The organism is Corynebacterium sp. HMSC070E08, from assembly GCF_001808895.1.
Classification (GTDB): domain Bacteria; phylum Actinomycetota; class Actinomycetes; order Mycobacteriales; family Mycobacteriaceae; genus Corynebacterium; species Corynebacterium hiratae.
The window spans coordinates 1-18,266 of record NZ_KV794757.1 but is presented as its reverse complement, the minus strand read 5'-3'; the positions used below and the strand labels follow the sequence as shown (position 1 = coordinate 18,266).

Here is an 18,266-nt window from a genome sequence, read left to right as displayed (position 1 = left end):
ACAAAATCAACGCACTCTAAAACCGGAAGGGCCGCCAAACTTCACCACGGGTGTGGCTTCCAATGACTCGAAGTACTCCAACCCGGAGTTTGATGAGCTCATCGTCAAGGCCAACGGCGCCGCAAATGAGGAGGAAGCCGCAAAGCTCTACAACCAGGCACAGGAGCTGCTGCTGCGTGACCTTCCTTCGATCCCGCTGTTCTACCCGAACGTGGTCGGCGGGTGGTCGGAGAACGTCCAGGACGTGACGTTCAACTGGAAGTCTCTGCCGGTGTACTACGCGGTGAAGAAGAACTAGCGCTCTGGTCCTACTGCCACACCGAAACTGGATTACAGTACGGAGGTATGACCTCCGTACTTTTTCTTTGTAACACCAACCGCGGTAAGTCTCAGATGGCGGCTGCCTTAGCTAGGAAGCATGCGCCCGATTGGGAAGTTCACTCCGCAGGCGTAAAGACCACTGAACAGCACCGTGCGCAGGGCGTTAATGCTGAGGCGCAGGCCTCCCTTGCAAAGGTCGGCGCCGACATGGCAGGTACGCCGACGTTGATTGACCGCGACCTTGCGTCTTCGGTGGACCACGTCATCGTCGTCGGTGATGCCGACTATGACGGAGTGGCTGAGCGTTGGGAGATTGAGGACCCGTCCGTACGCGGCCTAGAGGGAGATGAGCGTATGGATGCGCTGCGCGATGACATTGATGCTCGTGTACGAGCTTTCCTTGATGTTCACGCGCAGGACTGAAGACTAAAACTGCCCGAGTTGCCAAAACCAGGGGCTGGAATTCGATCTCAGCGGTGATCTTTGGCAGATCAGGCAGTTGTGCTTTGAGAAACTAGCCGCGGAAGGTATACCACTGCACCGAGTTGGCCGGCAGGTGCAGCTGGACGTGGTTGCCTTCGGAGCGTACGCGGTGGGCAAGGTCGTTGCCAGCACCCTGGTAGACGGCGTCGTCTGTGTTGATGACTAGCTCCCATTCACCGTCGCGCGGCACCCAGAGGTCATAGTTCGGCACGGAGCTGCCGGAGAAGTTGCACACCGCCAACAGGGCAGAGCCGTCCTTGCCATAGCGCACGTACCCGAGCATGTTGTTATTCGAGTCATCAGCCTTGACCCATTGGAAGCCGTCCTGTGTAAAGTCCTGGGTCCACAGGGCTGGCTGTTGCTTGTACACCGCGTTGAGGTCGCGCACCAGGCGCTTAATGCCGTGGTGCCACTCGTTGCCCCAGCCCTCCAAGTTGGACCAATCCACGGAGTGGCCCTCTGCCCATTCGGTGGTCTGGCCAAACTCCTGGCCCATGAACATCAGCTGCTTGCCCGGGTGGGAGAACATGTAGCCATACAGTGCGCGCAGGCCCGCGGCCTTGTTCCAGTCATCGCCCGGCATGCGCTCCCACAAGGAGCCCTTGCCGTGCACCACCTCGTCGTGGCTAAAGGGGAGCACGTAGCGCTCCGAGTAGGCGTAGACCATGGAGAAGGTGAGCTCGCCGTGGTGGTAGCGGCGGTGAATCGGTTCGTGTTTGAAGTACTCCAGGGTGTCGTTCATCCAGCCCATGTTCCACTTCAGGCTAAAGCCCAGTCCGCCCTCGTGGGTCGGTGCGGTCACGCCCGGCCAGGAGGTGGACTCTTCCGCGATGGTCAGCACGCCCGGGTGGGTGCGGTTCAGGGTGGCGTTGGTTTCCTGGAGGAATTGGACGGCCTCAAGGTTCTCGCGCCCGCCGTAGATATTGGGCAGCCATTCCTCGCGGGAGTAGTCCAGGTAGAGCATGGAAGCAACGGCGTCGACTCGCAGGCCATCCACGTGGAACTCCTCAGCCCAGTACAGGGCGTTAGCCACGAGGAAATTGCGCACCTCGTTGCGGCCGAAATCGAAGACGTACGTGCCCCAGTCAGCCTGTTCGCCGCGGCGCGGATCCGGGTGCTCGTAGAGTGCCTGCCCATCGAAGCGGCCCAGCGCCCACTCATCCTTGGGGAAGTGCGCGGGAACCCAGTCAACGAAGACGCCGATGCCTGCCTTGTGCAGGTCGTTGATGAGCGCGCGTAGCTCGTCCGGGGTGCCCCAGCGCGCGGAGGGAGCGTAGTAGCCGGAGACCTGGTAGCCCCAGGATCCGCCGAAGGGGTGCTCGGCCACGGGCAGCAGTTCCACGTGGGTAAAGCCGTGCTCCAGCAGGTAGGGGATGAGCTCTTCGCGCAAGGTGTTGTAGTTAGCACCCACCTTCCAGGAACCGACGTGCAGCTCGTAGACGCTCATCGGGACGTCGAGGTCGCCGTTGCGGTTGTTCATCCACTCTTCATCGCTCCACTCGAAGTTGGAGCGGGCCACCACGGAGGCGGTCTCCGGCGGGGCAATGGTGCGCTTGGCCAGGGGGTCTGCCTTATCAATGCGCGGGGAGTTCTTGCCGTGGACGGCAAACTTATAGCGCTCGCCTTCGCCCACTCCAGGAATAAAGACTTCCCAAATGCCCGTGGAGCCGAGGCTGCGCATGGGGTATTGGGTCGGGTTCCAGCCGCAGAAGTCACCGACCACGGCCACGCCCTCTGCGTTGGGTGCCCACACAGCAAACGCCGTGCCTTCGACTACTCCCATGTCGGTGGTGTAGCTCTTGAGGTTGGCACCGAGCACTTCCCACAAGCGTTCGTGGCGGCCCTCGCCGATGAGGTGCTGATCCAGGGTGCCCAGGGTGGGCAGGAAGTGGTAGCCGTCTGCTACCTCGACCGCGGGCCGGCCAGGGTACGTGATGCGCAGGCGGTAGTCTGCTTCCTCAGCGAGCGGGGCCTCCCAGATATCATCCCCAACCGCGCGCATGGCGAGGGTCTCGGAAGCGGTGACGAGTTCGACGGCTTCGGCACCGGGGCGGCGAGTGCGGACGGTTCCGTCGTGCCACCCATAGAAATCATGGGGCGCGTGGTGGCGGCAGTGGTTGAGGCGTTCGAGGTCTGAGGCCGGGATGTTCATACAGACCAAATTACCGAACAACGCCCGCTCGCGGGGCCTAAAAGAAACCCCGCGCTTCCCTGTGGGGTTATTTTTTCGCCTCTACTAGACTTACAACGCAGTACCTACACACAAAGGAAATAGACCATGGCACGTCCCGTGACCGTGCTGCCGCTGGAGTACTACCCACACTGGCCTGAGCGTAGAGCAGCGGATACAGCACGTATCACACAAGCACCCCACGTGGAGAGCGTGAGGCTGGCTGTTGCGCGCTTAAGCGCTGAGCGTGAAGCCCGTGGCTTGTCCTGGCGACAGTTAGATGCACTGACCGGTGTTAACTACGCGACACTGCGCAAAATCGTGACAGGCGAGCAGTGGCCGCGCGCTGAGCACCTTGCAGCGTGTGAGTTAGCGCTGGGATTACAGCTCTGGCCGGCACTTGAGGTCGTACAGGACAGCCTTGCGCAGTACCGGAGATAAGAACCTTTACCAACAACGCGAAAACACCCTGTAGCAGCCCGCTACAGGGTGTTTTATGCTCTGATGAGCCTAGTGATTACTGCGCATCTACAAGCTCCTCGGACGGCGCTGTAGCAGCCTCTGCGTCAGTGTTAGCCTCAGCTTCTGCAGCAGACTCTGCCGGAGTGTTCTGCTCTGTCTTCTCAGACTCAGTCTTCTTAGAAGAAGATTCGGTCTTGGCCTTCTCTACCTTTGAGCTGAGCTTGCCCAGATCAGTATCCTGACCAGCTGGGGTCTTCATCATCGGATCACACTGGTTAGCAATGTAAGCGATGCTACCGATGATGCCAGCCAAACCCGCCAGGACAGCACCAGCCTGCAGCACACCACCGCTACGCTCCCAAGCACGTGCCAGATCAGGGTTGTAGATACCGATTTGCTTCTGGATCTGCGTGTTGAGGTCCTTAATGCCAGGGATGTTGAGCTGAGTCATCACCATCAGCGGAATCGACAGCAGAGCAGGGATACCCGCAGCGCCTGCACCTGCAACGCACTTGGTCAGTGCATCAGTGCGGTCTTCGACAGCAGTCAGGCGAGACTCGATCTTGGTGATACGGATATCAAGGTTGGTGATGTCGTTCTTGATGTTGGCGATATCATCCTCAAGCTTCTTATCAGTAGCCTTGAGGCCATCAATTTCCTTCTTGAGGTTATCGATCTCGTCCTTGACCTTGTTGAACTCATCGCGGGACGGCGATTCCTTCGCCTCCAGAGCTGCGATCTTGTCGCGGATGTCCTTGAGGTTAATAACCCATTCGGTGCCGTCGTTACGGACAACCTTGTAGTTACCGTCCTTCTCGCGCTTCACGTCCACGACGTAGTTGTCGAAGACGTTGAAGGTGACAGACTTACCATCCGGCGTAGTGATGGTCACAGTGTGATCGGGTGTGCCCTTGTTGGACTCAGTGATCTTCACCTGATCAAGCGGAACCTTCTTGTCCTTGCCGTCGATGGTAATGACGAGGTTGCCCTTGCCGTCAGTCTTAATGTTGGTCACGGAGCCGGAAGTATCGATGTTGCCCTTGACCTCATCGCCGTTTTCACGGATCAGCGTGTAGGTGCCGTCGCCGTTGTCGCGGACTTCCTTGATCACGGCGTCTTCGAGCGCATCGATGCGGTCCTCAAGACCATCGACGCGACCTTCAAGGTCATTGAGATCCTTTCGCAGATCCTTGATCGCGTCAGTGTTGTCGTTCACTGCGTCTTCGAGCGGGCCGACCTTGTCGGTGATGTCCTCGATCTTCTTGTTGAGATCGTCCTTCACCTTGGCGAGATCTTCGGGGGAGACAGTGTCCTTCTTGTCCAACTCAGCGAGCTTGTCGCGGATGTCCTTCAACTCAATGGTCCAGGGCTTGCCATCAGAGCGCGTGACTACGTAGTCACCCTTCTTGTCCTTCTCTACGTTGGTGACATGGAGGTCCTCTGCGGGAGCCGGGGTCGGAATGTTCGGGTTGAAGTCCGGGTCTTTTTCAGCCTCAGCCTTCATATCCTCAGGCACAATAAACGCGGCATTGTAATAGAGGTACCACTGGGTGTCTTTATCAGTAAACAAGCTGTCGTTACTGGCATAGTACATGAGGTAGTTGGCCCAGGTGTTTACGGCCCCCGCGTCTATTACGGCAATGCGCGGGAATGTGGGCTTACCAGTGAACCCCTTTTCTGGAGTAAATGTTACTTCTTTCTCACTGAACTCCCAAGTACCTTGTCCGTCAACCACGGCCTTGTTGCCAACAGACATGATGTTTGTCGACGGGTCGTTATAGTCTGTATCACCGGGTACGGAGACGTTGGAAGGCTGTCCCAATCGAGGGAAACGGTAAAAATCGGTTGTTGTTCCCTCTAATCCCTCAGCTTCTGTTCCGAAATACACATCCACTTCTGGCAAGGCACCTCGCCATACACCGTTATCGTCTTTACTCACTGAAACAACAGGCGTGTTCAGACGAGTAGCTTCGATTGGCCATACGTAGAGCTCGCGTACTTGTTTGCTGATTGTGTCTGTTAGTTCAATTCGAATACCGGTCCAGCTGCGTTTTACTCCGGGCTTGTAATTAACGGTCAGATCGCCCCCTGGAGATAGGTTGATTGAATCAAAGCCATCGAGTTCATCCTGAGACCTGTCTTCTGGGAGTTTTGCCGTCGTGTTTTTACCATCCTCAACAACATTGTTGATGGTGAAACTACCTTTTTCGACATCAGAGTGTGAAACGACTACAGCATAGTTTGTTGTACCTGGTCCACCAGGGGTTTTCTCCCAAACAGTTTTATCGAAGACGGGGTAGTCTTTACCGGTCTCAATGGTCTCAGCAGCAGATGCGACGGCAGTCACACCTTCAACACCAGCAATTTGCGGAACTGTTACGCCACCGAAAGACACACCTGCAGCGAGCGCAATAGCCAGGGTCTTACGAGAAAAACGAATTTTTGCCATGGACATGGCGAAACCTCCAAAGAAAAGAAGTGGATAAAACGTAGCTGTCCCGCACTACATGCAGGAAAGTGTCATTCACCTTGAAAGGGTGAATAACAATTAACAGCTAACAATTACATTACCTTTGGGGATAACAATTCACAATGCGCTACATAAAAATGTATGCCCGCCATTTATTGCTGACATATAAATACGCCCCGATAGAAGTATCTACCGGGGCGTATTGTGTGGTTGATATTGGATTACAACCTGTTATATTCCCTCTTCTCATGAAGGGTTGATATTCGAGTTCACGGCTCTACCAGGTGTTCAGGCTGGTAATGAGTAATCGGTTACAACCGAAAAGTGTGAACAACAATTACCAACATTGACACGTTATCACACCGTATATGCGGTGCGCTAGGGGAGTGCGCAACAAAACGGTAAGCAGCAAGAGCACAGTCGTAATGGTGCTGCTGCGACGCCGTTGCCGTCCAGTAGGGGATCGCTACCGTGCCTGCTCTAGAGGCCCTGTCACTACACAGTGCATTACATGAGCCATTCCATGCGCTGTTTCGTTGCGCTGTGTACTAGCTACCTCACTACGCACTACATCCGTACATCTATTCACCACTACATCGCCCACTCAGCTGCGGTGGAAGGCGAACCAGGACGCCAGAGCGATAACCGAACCGCCCGCAAGCGCTGCGACCAGGTAAATCAAGGCAGCCTTGAGGGAGAGCTGGTCATCATTGAAAATCTCGTAACGGTCTTCGTCGGTGAACTCGCCTGCGAGCCGGTTTGTGGAAAACTCTGTAGTTTCGTCAAAAGCTGGCGAAGCCTGTTGGGCTTCGCTGCATGATGAGGTGTCGGCCTGCTTGTCAACCATGCTTTTAAGTGTTGCACACGAACGTGAACGACCGGATACCTGCGACGTGGATATCGCTTTGAGGGACGAGTTCTTTAGAGTTTCACGGTAAGGTCTTTACGCGTCGCGAGAAGGAAAGCTCTCCAAAGGATTATTGAAGAACTGGCAAGCCCGATGACCAATCCCCACCACACCCCGTGAGGCCCTAGACCGATGGGAAAAGCAAGTATTAAAGCAGCTGGCAAACCTATAATCCAATAACCAGTGAGGGATGCCTTCAAACCAGTAGTGGTGTCGCTAATCCCGCGCAGGAGACCGATAGCTATGTTTTGTGCAGTATCGACAAATTCCATCACTGCGCCAATAGCCAACAACCCCAATGCGATGCTTAATGTCTCGGTGGCATTGGATTTCTCGGAGCTGCTTATAAATGGGGAAAGTACGAGGCGGGGAGCGCAAAGAAAGCTGACGGAAGCAACAGCAACGATGGCAGCCATCATCGTTTGAGTTCGAATGCCGACTTGGCGTGCAAGGGAGTTGTCATTCAGACCCCAAGCGCGACTCACAAGAATAGAGCTGCCGTGGGAGAACCCAACACCAATCTGGAAAACAATAAAGGTTATTTGATAGACGACGTTGTGCGCTGCGAGTGCTTCTGTGCCAAAGGATCCCATGACCATCGCCAGCACAGAAAACATGCCCGCTTCGGCTCCGTAGGTTGCTGAGACTGGAAGCCCCAGACGAAGCTGAGTGCGGACGAGGTGACGGAGCCTTCCGTGCATCGTGTCTCCGTCGGCACTCCAGAAATCGAGGGCAAGAAAAGTTGAGAGGTCGGGATCTCGGATGGTGATTCGCAGATAAATTAGGGCCGACAATAAATGAACCAGTGTGGTGGACAGTCCAATGCCTAGCAGACCCAATGCAGGAAACGGCCCGAATCCAAAACCGAGCGCGTAGTTCAACGCTGCATTCACTACGATCATCGCCACGGTTATGTGTAGTAGCGATTTTGGTTTGCCGAGGCCTACACAAAACTGACGGGAGACTTGGAACCACAAACAAGGAACAAGACCTGGCGCGAGCAACCACATCATGGAAGTGGCTGCGGAACTAATCTCAGCGGACTGGCCGAAAAACGGTAGGGCGTAGGCAATCGCCATCAGAACCAGTGCTCCCACTAGACCGCTGACAGTTGCTAATAGCCAGCCGGCGCGTGAGAGGTTGCGAATTTCGCGTTGCAGCGTAGCGGCAGATAGTTCGGAGTCCGCTCGCTCGCGAGATTTGCTTTCGTAGAGTGAATGAGCCGACGCAATTCTATTGCCCAGCGGTGTTAATAGGCCCACGGCCATTGTGCGTATCTGGTTAAACCACACAACTGCCAAACCTCCGCCAGCAAGAGCCCCGAGGCTAAGTTGGCCCATCATGAAAGTGTCGGTGGTTGAAATTGCGATATTCGCAAGCTGTGTGCCGGCAAGGGGAAGAGACAACGCCAAAATCTGGCGGTTTAGTTTCTGAGAGGTAGCTCCGGGCACTACTTTTCCTTCGACCATGAAACTCGTGTTGAATTTAGCGAAATTGGGCTTTCCCCAGCGCGCAATGACATAACTTGTTCCCAAATTTTGTCCTCGAGGGCGACATCGAGTAAACCACGTTCGGACATCCACTCATCGTTGAATACGGTATCTAGATACTTTTCCCCTCCATCGCACACCATGGTCAACGATGTAGAGCCAGCGGGAAAGCCCGGCAGGAGCTCGAGGGCTGCTATTACGGCTCCGCCAGCAGATCCTCCCAGTAGAAGCCCCATGTGCTTTCCGATTGTTCGGCATGCAGCGAAAGCTGCTTTGTCGGATACCTTTGCTCCGTAGTCGAGTAAGTCGTAGCGAACTGAAGTGCCGATAACTGCACCTTCGGGGGTGCCCGTTCCAGATTGCCAATAGTCGTGTCCAGGAGCACCGAATGCAATGGAACCTTCCGGTTCGACGCCTATAATAGTGGGACGGTGTCCCAATTGATGGAGACGTTCAGTAACTCCAAAGAGGCTTCCACCTGTGCCTACGGCACTAATGATATGAGTCGGACTTTCCCCAAGATCATTCAAAATTTCATCAGCTGCAGGGTAATAACCCATCGAGTTTGCGACATTGTCATGCTGCTTCATGAATACCCAGCCGTGTTGTTTGCCGAGCTCCTCAGCATGGTTTTCTCTAGCCGATGTGGCGAGCGAATCGTCATCTTGATTGGAAACGAAGCACATCTGTGCATTCATTGCACGCATGGAGTTCAATTTATCTTTACAAGAATGATTATCGACGACTGCTACGAAGTCGTATCCGCGCTCAAGTGCAAGAAGTGCTAAGCCCTGTCCAGTATTACCGGAAGTCGATTCAACGATAGTGCCATGCTCTTGAAGTCGGTTATCCTGCTCTGCCGCCTTAATCATCGACTGGGCCATCCGGATTTTCGCACTTCCAGTTGGGTTGAATTGCTCGAGCTTAAGCAAAACGCGACTTTTCTGGGGCGTACAGACAAGCTCGAACAGAGGAGTATTGCCAATGAGTTGAGACATCTGCGTATAAATTCTTTTTGGCATCTTTATTTGGCCTCTGTTCTAGCGATCTTCCGTGATGGTCATGGTGACAGGATTAAAGGCGTATTTCTGAGGAATCCGATATCCGTGGAAAGCAGACTCGTTCGAGTCCATTTGATACCCGGCTGTGTCGGGATAGACTAGGAAATCTCCAGGTCGAGGCCTGTCGGGGAGTTGAATCATTCTTTTGCTGAGATAATCGCTGTCTAAGCACGTTGATCCGGAAACTGCTGTTGCGGTAGCTACTCCCGAGTCGATAATGACTCCGTTGCGCACAAGGTATGGGTCCGGATAATACTCCGAGTTGAACCATTGCTCTGAGAGGCTGAGACTAGTTCCACGTACGACAGTTACTGTCCGTGCAGCATTGGGCAATGCGTGACACGAAAGAACAGGAAAGAAACTAGCACCCGCGAACTGGCATAAAGACCGTCCAGGCTCTGCCAAAATCTTTATGTTGTGACGATGAGCGCGCTGAGCCATGGAGTCCGAGCTGCGTCGAGTGGACTCCATATCTCGACGTGTCAGTGGGCGATGTTGATTAGCTATAAACCGTAGTGAGTATTGTCCGGATAAAGGTGATCCGAACGGATATTGGTCTTTAGGTTTATCCGAATCTATGAACATTTCGTTTTTTAGTCGAGATTGCAGGTTTCGCCAGACTCCATACTCGACTGAGCTTGTGGGAAATCCACCTCCAATGGAAATAGTGTCGGCCCGTGGAGACAGGGAGCGCACCTTGAGTAGGGTGTCGATTGCCAGATGCGACATGTTTATCCTCTCGTGGAGGTCATAACCGTTGCAGTGGAAACTTAGGCCGGTAATTTCGATGTTGGCACGGCCTTGGCTAAGACGAGCGGTTAGAGACAAGGCGGTATCGATGCTCATACCAAACCGTGTGGAGGGGGTTTGGTTCGCAATCCGGAGAAGAACTCGGAGCTGATTAGGCGTATCGATTTCGTCGACAAATTGGGAAATTATTCTTGAATCTACTTCATTGGAAATCGTTAGAGTTGCATCGTGGCAAACTGCCAAATGGATAAGTTCTCGACTCGGTGTAGCACCAGTAATGATTAATTTATTTCCTGGTACACCAGCGGCCAGAGATGATTGGAACTCTTCGACGCTGGCGACATCGATTCCACTGTCGAAACCACGAAGAGCACTCAGTGCTATCTCGCGACTGAAGTGCGCGGACTTATTTGCCTTTTTGCCAAACCGGATACCGAATTTAATGCCGACTTCCTTAGCGGTTGTATGCCAGGCTGAAAGTGTTTGAGCAAATTGGTTTGGGCAAAGGACATGAAAAGGGGTGTCGGAAAGCTCAGCAATGAAGTCAAGTTTCCCTGAGCCAATCAGAGCCGTTTGCCAGCTTGGAACATCAATCTTGCATGATATGGCACTTACCACAGGGATATCTCCGTCCCGAATCCCTGCTTAAGACCTTCCTTGGCGAGGATTTGGCCGACAGCGATATCGGTTAGAACTAGTCCGCTGTTATAGCAAAACGTAGTTTCGTCAATACGAGGCAGTTTGCGCCCTTTGCGGAGCAAATCGGATAGTTCGGCATGGACACTCGGCAACCGACCATCGGTGTCAGCGTAATCGCGACCGGTAACATTCATCTGTTCGATACTCGTCGTGATGACTCTGCTCGCTTGATGACAGATATCAGGGGCGATTCCGTAGCCCACAACAACGACGGTTGCGTGCCGGGGAATATCGGATGCTGTGACAGTACAACGAGTCTCAGGTCCAGCGGCCCCGATAATGAGATCACAGTTTGAACTCACAGTTGTAGGATCGTCTACAATCTTGATTCTTATTTTTCGGCCAAGCTTCACTGCTGCTGTTGATGCAATCTTGGCGCCTTTCTCTAGTCCCACGCTGTGGCTGCCGGCGAGATAAATCGTGTTTAATGTTTCAAAGGTTTCAAGGAGAAAAGGGGCTGCGTTTTGTCCTTGGGTTCCCGAACCGATGATGAGAGCGCTCTGAGGAATTGCACCAGCATACTGTGCCAATAGCGCTGAGACTGCCGGGGTTCTGAGAGTTCCTGCCGCAGCGCCGTCGAGAAGTGCAATAGGATATCCGCTGGAATCGTCGTACAGTGTGAGGGTCGTGTAATAGCTTCTATCCCTGGCGCTTTGTTGGTGAGTTTTGCTCCAATGGGTATAGGAAGTCTTGAATCCGACGGAATTTGAAGAACGACTTCTGCCGACCATCGAGTAACTCACGCTTTCAGGTACTTCAACTTTGATTTTCCCTGGGCACAGAGTTCCTGGCTGGTCGAGCTCGATGAGAGCGGATTTCACCGACTCGAGTACGGACTCGGGTGAAATTTTTATTTGAGCTAATTCTGATCTGCTGAGGACGGTCAGGTTAGTTCGCTGTTTCATAGGATTTCACCATCCATAAATCGGATGTGTTGGCCGTAGCCGGGTTCGTTGATTTCATTGATGGGGCGTGTGTTTTTGGTTCCCATAATGTTGATGCGTAGCATCCAGCGGTCGGTCCCGTCGTAGTTGGCTACGAAAGGTACTCGTCCGTGGGCGCATCGGTCATTGTTGATGATGACCATCTGACCTGGCTTTATAGGCACCGTATAGGTGACAGTGTGAAGAGCCTGTTGAAGCTTCTCAAATGCCTCCCACCACTGTAAGGTTCCAGAATTTTTGTCTGTGTAGGCGGGGTCAAACCTCATGCCTAAATTGCCATCAGTTTTCCAGATTGATGTCATGGCAGTAGGAGCTGCATATTCGTAATCACCGTAAGATGCATCTGGAATAATGATGGCTCCGTCCCCGGTTAGAATTTTTTCGAATCTACATCGAGTAGATGCCATGCTTCATCGATGGGGGCCAGCGTAGTGCCGACATTTTTGGGGTTACGAAGACCAAATAAAGCGAAGTGCGTCGCGCGCCGCGGATGAAAAGCATCTTCCGTGTGCAGAGTCAATGTGGTGTTGCTGCTGGCGCCAACTTGCTGGTTCTCCTGGCCGCGGGTCGGCACCAAGTCTGTGGTGATACGGCCTTTCTGCTGTCCGAACCATCCGAATGGGCGACCGACAGCGCTAGCGATAATCGCAAGAACGAATCTCCAGGTTCGGACCTTGCCAACGCATTCCTGCCACGTGGCTGGGGTAGGTCCGTGAACTGCAGGGAAGGGAAGTCCATGGATGGAAGTGGCATGGGCAGTAGGGGAGAGCAGAATTAGTTCTTTCAGTTCCTCCAGCTCATCAGTCAAAAGATGATTGATGGCATTGTACGAGTCGGGAGAGTTAATCTTCTGTGTCGCAGCCAGTTCGTCGGCAGCTTTAACGATCCTGTGTGAGAGTTCTTGGCTCAGGTGCAAATTCTGCATGACAAAGAGATTAGGTGAGGGTAACCTATGCTGTAAAGGGAGACCTAGATAATTATTCTTAAAAGAATTTCGTTAGTAGGCTTGCCTAAGCTTTACTGCTGCTGTAGTTGTTAGTAATGTCTTTTCTCCTGTGGGCAGTCTTTCTTAGAGATTAAGGAACCATCATGACCAATTTTTCTCGACGCCAATTCCTCGCTGCAATGGCAGTTATTGGGACAGGCACTTTTCTGACGGCGTGTACGTCACGAGAGTCGACGGCAGGGGATGGGGCTGCCAGTGGGGATGAAGTCGAAAACGTTAATGTGCTGCGTGTTGGGGCTCTCGGGAAAGCGGCAAGCGCTCAACGAGACCCTTACCAGCTTTTGCCTAATGATTCAGATATGCTTATTAGCTCCCTGATCTGGGAGGCTCTGACGGTGCCGGGCGAGAAAGAAACTGTAGTGCCACGCCTGATGCAGGAATGGAAACAGAATAATCCGACTGAGTGGGAATTTATGATTGCCGACGGTGCTACCTTCCATGATGGTTCCTCGGTCACATCTGAAGATGTCGTGTGGTCGTTGAAGAAGATGCTTTCGGATGAGGAAAACTCATTCCGGCTTCCAGTGATGCCTGATAGCATTCGTGCTGCTGGAGCCAACGTCGTTGTGATGGAAACTGCGGAACCGAATTCACAGCTTCCGATGCTTGCGCGATTGATGACCTTCGTGATGAAGAAGGGTTCTTCTGCTGAAAAGCCCATTGGATCGGGGCCGTTCCAGCTGGTCAGTTGGGAAAATGGTTCTGCTAAGCTCAAGCGTTTCGATAACTATCACGGAACAGTAGCAGGAGTTGCTGAGGTCCATGTCATTCCATTTGAAGACTCCACCGCAATGACTAATGCGCTGTTGTCCGGGCAAATTGACTTAGCTCAAGCTGCGGGTCCTATTGCGGCCCGATCCGTCGAAGGAAATGAAGATATAAAGATTGTGCGCCGGATGAATGACTCGGTTATTCCACTAATCATGCGTACCTCAGATGGGCCTTTCTCAGATGTGAAAGTTCGTCAGGCGCTGCGCCTTGCAGTTGATCGGGAGCAAATCATCCAACGAGCTCTCTCCGGTTATGGAACCCCTGCAAACGACATTCTTGGAACGGCAGATTCGAACCTGGATTCTTCGTTAGTGCGTAAGCGTGACGTTGTGAAAGCGAAGAATCTCCTCCAAGAGGCAGATTTTGACCTTGAGAAAACGTATGACTTGTACGTTACCCCTGAGGCTCCGGGTCAAGTAGAGGCGATGAAGGTTATCGCTGATCAGGTGAAAGAAATCGGCATGACTCTCAATGTAGTGGAGCAGGATTCGGGTACTTTCTACGACGAGACATGGACCAAGGCAGACCTATATTGTGGCTATTGGGGAACTAACGATTCCGTGCTCTTCTTCGCCGGGAAGGTTCTCGACGGTGACGCGGCCTCTAATGAGACCGCATTTGATGATGCTGAATTCAACGAGATCTATGACCAGGTACTGGAAAGCACCGATACTGAGAGAATTAACCAGCTAAGCCGCCAGCTGCAGAAGATTGAGTTCGAGCGATCCGGGTATCTGGTCTGGGGTGCATCTGACGGAGTCGATATTGCGAGAGCTAATTTGAGTGGTCTGCCTAAGGCTCCAGGCTATGGTCGTGTCCTTCTTGAAACCGTCCAGAAGGCTTAGTGTGCCAGCGGAAATCGCGCGTTGGCTTATTCCTCGGCTGATAATTCGTGGAGGCTTACTTTTCGCAGTTCTCGGACTTGTTTTTGTAGCGATTGATTGGCTGCCCGGTAATGCTGCCTCCGCAATCTTGGGCGCAAACCGGACCCCGGAAGCTCTGGCAGCGCTAGAAAGAAACCTGAATCTTGATAAGCCGCTTATGGCCCGCTTCCTGAGCTGGCTGGGAAGTGCGTTTGCGGGCGACTTTGGTACTTCCGTAAACGGAGTACCGATTATTAATCTGCTGAGTTCAGCGCTGCCTGTGACGCTGGCAACAACTGGTATGGCATTTTTAGTCACTGCTGTTCTTTCGGTAGCAATCGCCATTTTTTGGGCTTCACGTGCTGAAAAACCCTGGATTTCGCACATTATTGACCGATCGACAGTGGCATTAATTGCGCTACCAGAGTTTGTCGTTGGTGTGTTTCTGGTAGCGGTATTCTCTCTCTGGCTTGGTTGGTTTCCCGCGGTCACTATCACCGCGGAAGGCTTGCCAACCCAGATAAGTATGTACGCATTACCGGTTATGGCGCTGGTAATTCCTCAGGCGGCCTGGAATTCGAGAATGCTTTTCGCAGCGTTCGAGGATGCTTCTCACAACACTGCGGTCCGCAATGCTGAGCTAAACGGAATCGTGGGAAATCAGCTGGCACTTCGACATATCCTGCCGCTATCCGCACCGACATTTGCTACTTCAATGGCTACAACAGCAGGTGTTTTGGTAGCAGGGACAGTCACAGTCGAAGCGTTATTTAACCATCCTGGAGTGGGGCTTTTGGTGTCTAATGCAGTCGCGCAACGGGATATCTCGGTGATTCTTGCCGTACTTGCTGTAACAGGGGCGATCATATTGGTGTTGCTGACTGTGGCAGATGCAATAAAAGTCGCATTCACCCCGAAGGTGCAACTATGATTCGAAGGTTTTTAGCGGGGGCCTTTATCGCCCTAGTGTTAGGCGGACCGGTCGCTGCTGGTTTGTTTGGCATTGAACTGTCGGCGCATGGCGTGCCCTTCGCTAACGGTAACGAGGAGGGTTTCCTAGGAACAGAACACCTGGGGAGAAGCGTGGGCGCTGCAGTGCTTGTCGGTGGCCGGTCCTTGGTCGTAACTGCAATTATCGTCGGTTCTTTGACCACGGCATTTGGCGCTCTATTCGGTATCTTGGGGTCGCTAAAGCCAAAACTGGGCTTCTTTATTGAAGCAGTGGCGGATGTCACCATCTTGGTGCCCGCAGTAATTCTTTTGCTTTTAACCGCAGTCTTGTATCCCAATGGTGGGCTACCAGCGCTTATTGGTGTTTCGGTTGTGGTGGGTACGCCTTATGCTGCCCGTGTGGTCGCCACCGCCACCTATCCCGTTGCTAACGCTGGTTATGTTCAGGCTGCGCTGGGCAGTGGCGTATCGACCGTCTCGATAATCTTGCGGGACATCATTCCCAATATTTCCGCAGTACTTCGTTCGGTATGGAGTCTTCGCATTATCGAAGCGCTGTATGTGCTGGCTACGGCGAGCTTCCTTGGGGTCGGGAGAAGCCTCGGTGAGTTTGCATGGTCAGCGATGGTGCGGGATAACGCGAGTGGAATATCACTGAACCCCTGGTCAGTACTTGCACCAGCCGCCGCGTTGGCAGCGACATCGATTGCTGTAGTGGCCCTGATTAATGGGAGGCAGAAGGAACCGAAGGATGTGCCGAGCTCGTGATTGATGTAGATATTTCCGTGATGCAAAGCGGGCACGTTATCCTACCCCGCACAGTGCTCACTGCCCGAGCGGGTGAAATTACGGTTTTAACTGGGGTGAGCGGCTCCGGGAAGACCTCACTTTTAAAGGCATTGATTGGTGCGGTACCGGAGAGATCGGAAGTAATTGGTGAGGTTTCTGTCGAGTCCAGTGAGTGGCGAGATGTAAACCCGCTGGAGCTTTCATCATGTGAATTAGCTCATTTTCGCCGTGAGCACATTGCTTTCGTAGGACAGGATCCGGGCGCCGAGTTGCCACCATTGATGTCAGTAGCCCGGATGCTCCGGGAGCTAGCTCCAGCGGCCGACGTTGCAGCGTTGCTGCAGCGTGTAGATCTTCCAGCCAGCATTGCTTCCCGACGTATTCACCAGCTTTCTGGTGGACAGCAGCGACGGGTGGCACTGGCTCGGGCACTATCGCGTTCGCCTGAAGCCATCGCTCTTGATGAGCCCTTCGCCGGCCTTGACTCCGATACTTCGACGGTAATCGCTCATCTGCTAAGAGGCCTCGCGGATAGTGGCGTTACGGTCATTTTCACCGCCCACCAGGTTCCTAAGCTTGCGATTTGCATTGACTCGGTCGTGGCTGTCGGGAATGGAACGGAAAAAAGCGATTCGATCACCCAGCGCGTGGAACGCCAGAGTGTAGAGACGACTTCTGGCCACAGCCCGCGTTCAGTAACGAAAGGCATCCAGGTCACAGAACTCTCCAAAGCCTCGATTGGTGAATCTATGCCGGGGGCGGGGGCAGGGGCGGGCGCGTCTCCAGTCTTAAGAGTTTCCAACCTGAGCTGCGTGAATAATGAACGCGTGACTCTTTTTCAGGGCCTCTCTTTCGCTGTACAGCGTGGCACTATGGTTGGGGTCAAGGGACCGTCGGGAAGCGGAAAGTCGACACTACTTCGGTGCCTAATCGGGCTAAACCACGCAGAGTCGGGTGAGATTGAATGTGCTGGTGTAACTCGTGAAGCTAAGCGTACATGGCCACGGAAGAATCGTTTGATGATGCAGATAGTTCCGCAGGATCCTGCCTCTACGTTGAACCCGAAAATGACCGCGCTCGATGCCGTAGAGCGTGCAGCCCGGGTGTCGGTAAGGGGACGCCGTGACGCACGCCGAGCGGCAATAGATTTACTCGATAAAGTCGGTATCGATAAGCAGCTCGCACAGCGTAAGCCAAGTGGACTCTCTGGAGGGCAGAGGCAGCGTGTTGCAATCGCACGTGCTCTAGCCGTGCGCCCAAAGCTCCTGCTCTGCGATGAAATTACCTCGGCGCTTGATTATCAAGCAGCGACCAAAGTGATGAGCGTTCTGCAAGAACTCAACAGCGAGGGAATGGGCATAGTTCTAGTCAGTCACGATGATGAGCTGCTGCAATCGTATTGCTCCACGGTTATCCCAATTGGAACTGCAGCTGTGGGTTGAGACCAAAGCCCTGCTATTCGGGCCTTGGTCCCCTCCAGACCTTAAATAGGCAGCATCTTGAAGATCGGGCGCGGGATGTGCTTCAGCACCATCATCACTCTGTAGTGGCGTGCAACTTAATTGACACGTTTATTGCACAGTTAAGTGGTGTGTCACTACATCGACCACTTAACTGACACGTTTAATGACACACCATTTCATTGGCACATTTACTGCGCAGTTAAATTGCGCGTCATTTCATTAGCACGTTTATTGACCATTTAAATGACACTGTAATTCTGCAGCACCCTCTGCGGGCACTTTTACTGCACTTTCTACGTGCTCATCTACTGTCCATTGAACAGCACTGTAGATGCGTTGTTTCAGTACCTCTTCAATAGCACAGCAGACGCGCTATTACACATGTCATTTCACTGCACTACAGGATTACCGCTACACAAAACAACCGCTCTAATTCTCCGATTTTCGCTGAATTAGAGCGGTTTTAGCGCTGTCGTTGGGCACTGGCCCGGCGACACCCTGTTAGGCCGCTACAGGACCATACAGGGCGTGTAGCGGGTCCCTACAGCTCCATACCGCCATCACGGTCACGCTGCTGTTGCTGCTGTCGGCGCTGTTTGATGCGTTCCTGCGCACGAAGACGGGCTGCAGCGCTTGGACCTGACCCCTGTTTGGTAGACACCTGAT

The 18,266-nt window shown here is 53.3% G+C and carries 15 protein-coding genes and 2 pseudogenes; 8 read left to right on the top strand and 9 right to left on the bottom strand.

The annotated features are described in order from the left end of the window. A pseudogene (locus tag HMPREF2526_RS06485) lies at positions 1 to 298 on the top strand (hypothetical protein); the annotation flags it as partial. 47 nt (positions 299 to 345) lie between these two features. Next, on the top strand, positions 346 to 744 hold the full coding sequence (locus tag HMPREF2526_RS06480) for an arsenate-mycothiol transferase ArsC (protein WP_070546525.1): 399 nt from the start codon (positions 346 to 348) through the stop codon (positions 742 to 744). 91 nt (positions 745 to 835) lie between these two features. On the opposite strand, the gene glgB is transcribed toward HMPREF2526_RS06480, so the two are convergent. Further along, on the bottom strand, positions 836 to 2,956 hold the full coding sequence (glgB, locus tag HMPREF2526_RS06475; protein WP_070546522.1) for a 1,4-alpha-glucan branching protein GlgB: 2,121 nt from the start codon (positions 2,954 to 2,956) through the stop codon (positions 836 to 838). Between the two features lie 126 nt (positions 2,957 to 3,082). Here glgB and HMPREF2526_RS13805 point away from each other — a divergent pair, with 126 nt between their 5' ends. Beyond that, entirely contained in the window at positions 3,083 to 3,415 is a 333-nt protein-coding gene (locus HMPREF2526_RS13805; RefSeq protein ID WP_070546520.1) for a helix-turn-helix domain-containing protein, read from the top strand. Between the two features lie 76 nt (positions 3,416 to 3,491). Here the strand turns inward: HMPREF2526_RS13805 and HMPREF2526_RS06465 are convergent, their stop codons facing one another. The 8 genes from HMPREF2526_RS06465 to HMPREF2526_RS13610 all read right to left on the bottom strand — a co-directional run bounded on the left by HMPREF2526_RS06465 (position 3,492) and on the right by HMPREF2526_RS13610 (position 12,682). Then, on the bottom strand, positions 3,492 to 5,192 hold the full coding sequence (locus HMPREF2526_RS06465) for a hypothetical protein (protein ID WP_141756287.1): 1,701 nt from the start codon (positions 5,190 to 5,192) through the stop codon (positions 3,492 to 3,494). A gap of 1,318 nt (positions 5,193 to 6,510) precedes the next feature. Beyond that, entirely contained in the window at positions 6,511 to 6,753 is a 243-nt protein-coding gene (locus HMPREF2526_RS06460; protein ID WP_070546515.1) for a hypothetical protein, read from the bottom strand. Between the two features lie 74 nt (positions 6,754 to 6,827). Next, complete coding sequence (locus HMPREF2526_RS06455; protein WP_035010194.1) at positions 6,828 to 8,264, bottom strand: MATE family efflux transporter; 1,437 nt, start codon at positions 8,262 to 8,264, stop codon at positions 6,828 to 6,830. Beyond that, complete coding sequence (locus HMPREF2526_RS12910) at positions 8,264 to 9,325, bottom strand: PLP-dependent cysteine synthase family protein (protein ID WP_035011700.1); 1,062 nt, start codon at positions 9,323 to 9,325, stop codon at positions 8,264 to 8,266. Before HMPREF2526_RS12910 ends, HMPREF2526_RS06455 begins: the two co-directional genes overlap by 1 nt. Positions 9,326 to 9,343: 18 nt before the next feature. Beyond that, positions 9,344 to 10,732, bottom strand: a complete 1,389-nt coding sequence (locus tag HMPREF2526_RS12905; RefSeq protein WP_076772194.1) for an alanine racemase — start codon at positions 10,730 to 10,732, stop codon at positions 9,344 to 9,346. Further along, complete coding sequence (locus HMPREF2526_RS06440; protein WP_070546513.1) at positions 10,726 to 11,718, bottom strand: ornithine cyclodeaminase; 993 nt, start codon at positions 11,716 to 11,718, stop codon at positions 10,726 to 10,728. The genes HMPREF2526_RS12905 and HMPREF2526_RS06440 overlap by 7 nt, the downstream gene beginning before the upstream one ends. Beyond that, positions 11,715 to 12,164 carry a TauD/TfdA family dioxygenase gene (locus HMPREF2526_RS13615; RefSeq protein WP_232745339.1) on the bottom strand — a complete coding sequence of 150 codons (450 nt, stop codon included), beginning with the start codon at positions 12,162 to 12,164 and terminating at the stop codon, positions 11,715 to 11,717. The genes HMPREF2526_RS06440 and HMPREF2526_RS13615 overlap by 4 nt, the downstream gene beginning before the upstream one ends. After that, entirely contained in the window at positions 12,128 to 12,682 is a 555-nt protein-coding gene (locus HMPREF2526_RS13610) for a Fe(II)-2OG oxygenase family protein (RefSeq protein WP_232745341.1), read from the bottom strand. Before HMPREF2526_RS13610 ends, HMPREF2526_RS13615 begins: the two co-directional genes overlap by 37 nt. 164 nt (positions 12,683 to 12,846) lie before the next feature. On the opposite strand from HMPREF2526_RS13610, the gene HMPREF2526_RS06430 reads away from it, so the two are divergent. From HMPREF2526_RS06430 to HMPREF2526_RS13795, 5 genes and pseudogenes are all read left to right on the top strand, one after another. Beyond that, positions 12,847 to 14,379 carry an ABC transporter substrate-binding protein gene (locus HMPREF2526_RS06430; RefSeq protein ID WP_035010183.1) on the top strand — a complete coding sequence of 511 codons (1,533 nt, stop codon included), beginning with the start codon at positions 12,847 to 12,849 and terminating at the stop codon, positions 14,377 to 14,379. Position 14,380: 1 nt separating this feature from the next. After that, positions 14,381 to 15,328 (top strand): ABC transporter permease, encoded by a 948-nt coding sequence (locus tag HMPREF2526_RS06425; RefSeq protein WP_035010180.1) that lies wholly within the window; start codon positions 14,381 to 14,383, stop codon positions 15,326 to 15,328. After that, positions 15,325 to 16,116: an ABC transporter permease subunit gene (locus tag HMPREF2526_RS06420; RefSeq protein ID WP_035010177.1), complete on the top strand. Its 792-nt coding sequence runs from the start codon at positions 15,325 to 15,327 to the stop codon at positions 16,114 to 16,116. The genes HMPREF2526_RS06425 and HMPREF2526_RS06420 overlap by 4 nt, the downstream gene beginning before the upstream one ends. 20 nt (positions 16,117 to 16,136) lie before the next feature. Beyond that, positions 16,137 to 16,623, top strand: a pseudogene (locus HMPREF2526_RS13800) (ATP-binding cassette domain-containing protein); the annotation flags it as partial. Between the two features lie 263 nt (positions 16,624 to 16,886). Next, the gene (locus HMPREF2526_RS13795) at positions 16,887 to 17,579 is read left to right on the top strand and encodes an ABC transporter ATP-binding protein (protein WP_371326145.1); all 693 of its coding nucleotides are present in this window, start codon (positions 16,887 to 16,889) and stop codon (positions 17,577 to 17,579) included. Positions 17,580 to 18,266 lie beyond the last annotated feature (687 nt).

Bases quoted from the DNA above. Each gene is read 5' to 3' on its own strand.
- HMPREF2526_RS13805 (WP_070546520.1), top strand. From the start codon at position 3,083: ATGGCACGTCCCGTGACCGTGCTGCCGCTGGAGTACTACCCACACTGG.
- HMPREF2526_RS06440 (WP_070546513.1), bottom strand. From the start codon at position 11,718: ATGAAACAGCGAACTAACCTGACCGTCCTCAGCAGATCAGAATTAGCT.
- HMPREF2526_RS06460 (WP_070546515.1), bottom strand. From the start codon at position 6,753: ATGGTTGACAAGCAGGCCGACACCTCATCATGCAGCGAAGCCCAACAG.
- HMPREF2526_RS06465 (WP_141756287.1), bottom strand. From the start codon at position 5,192: ATGTCTGTTGGCAACAAGGCCGTGGTTGACGGACAAGGTACTTGGGAG.
- HMPREF2526_RS06480 (WP_070546525.1), top strand. From the start codon at position 346: ATGACCTCCGTACTTTTTCTTTGTAACACCAACCGCGGTAAGTCTCAG.
- HMPREF2526_RS13795 (WP_371326145.1), top strand. From the start codon at position 16,887: ATGCCGGGGGCGGGGGCAGGGGCGGGCGCGTCTCCAGTCTTAAGAGTT.
- HMPREF2526_RS12910 (WP_035011700.1), bottom strand. From the start codon at position 9,325: ATGCCAAAAAGAATTTATACGCAGATGTCTCAACTCATTGGCAATACT.
- HMPREF2526_RS06420 (WP_035010177.1), top strand. From the start codon at position 15,325: ATGATTCGAAGGTTTTTAGCGGGGGCCTTTATCGCCCTAGTGTTAGGC.
- HMPREF2526_RS13610 (WP_232745341.1), bottom strand. From the start codon at position 12,682: ATGCAGAATTTGCACCTGAGCCAAGAACTCTCACACAGGATCGTTAAA.
- HMPREF2526_RS13615 (WP_232745339.1), bottom strand. From the start codon at position 12,164: ATGGCATCTACTCGATGTAGATTCGAAAAAATTCTAACCGGGGACGGA.
- glgB (WP_070546522.1), bottom strand. From the start codon at position 2,956: ATGAACATCCCGGCCTCAGACCTCGAACGCCTCAACCACTGCCGCCAC.
- HMPREF2526_RS06430 (WP_035010183.1), top strand. From the start codon at position 12,847: ATGACCAATTTTTCTCGACGCCAATTCCTCGCTGCAATGGCAGTTATT.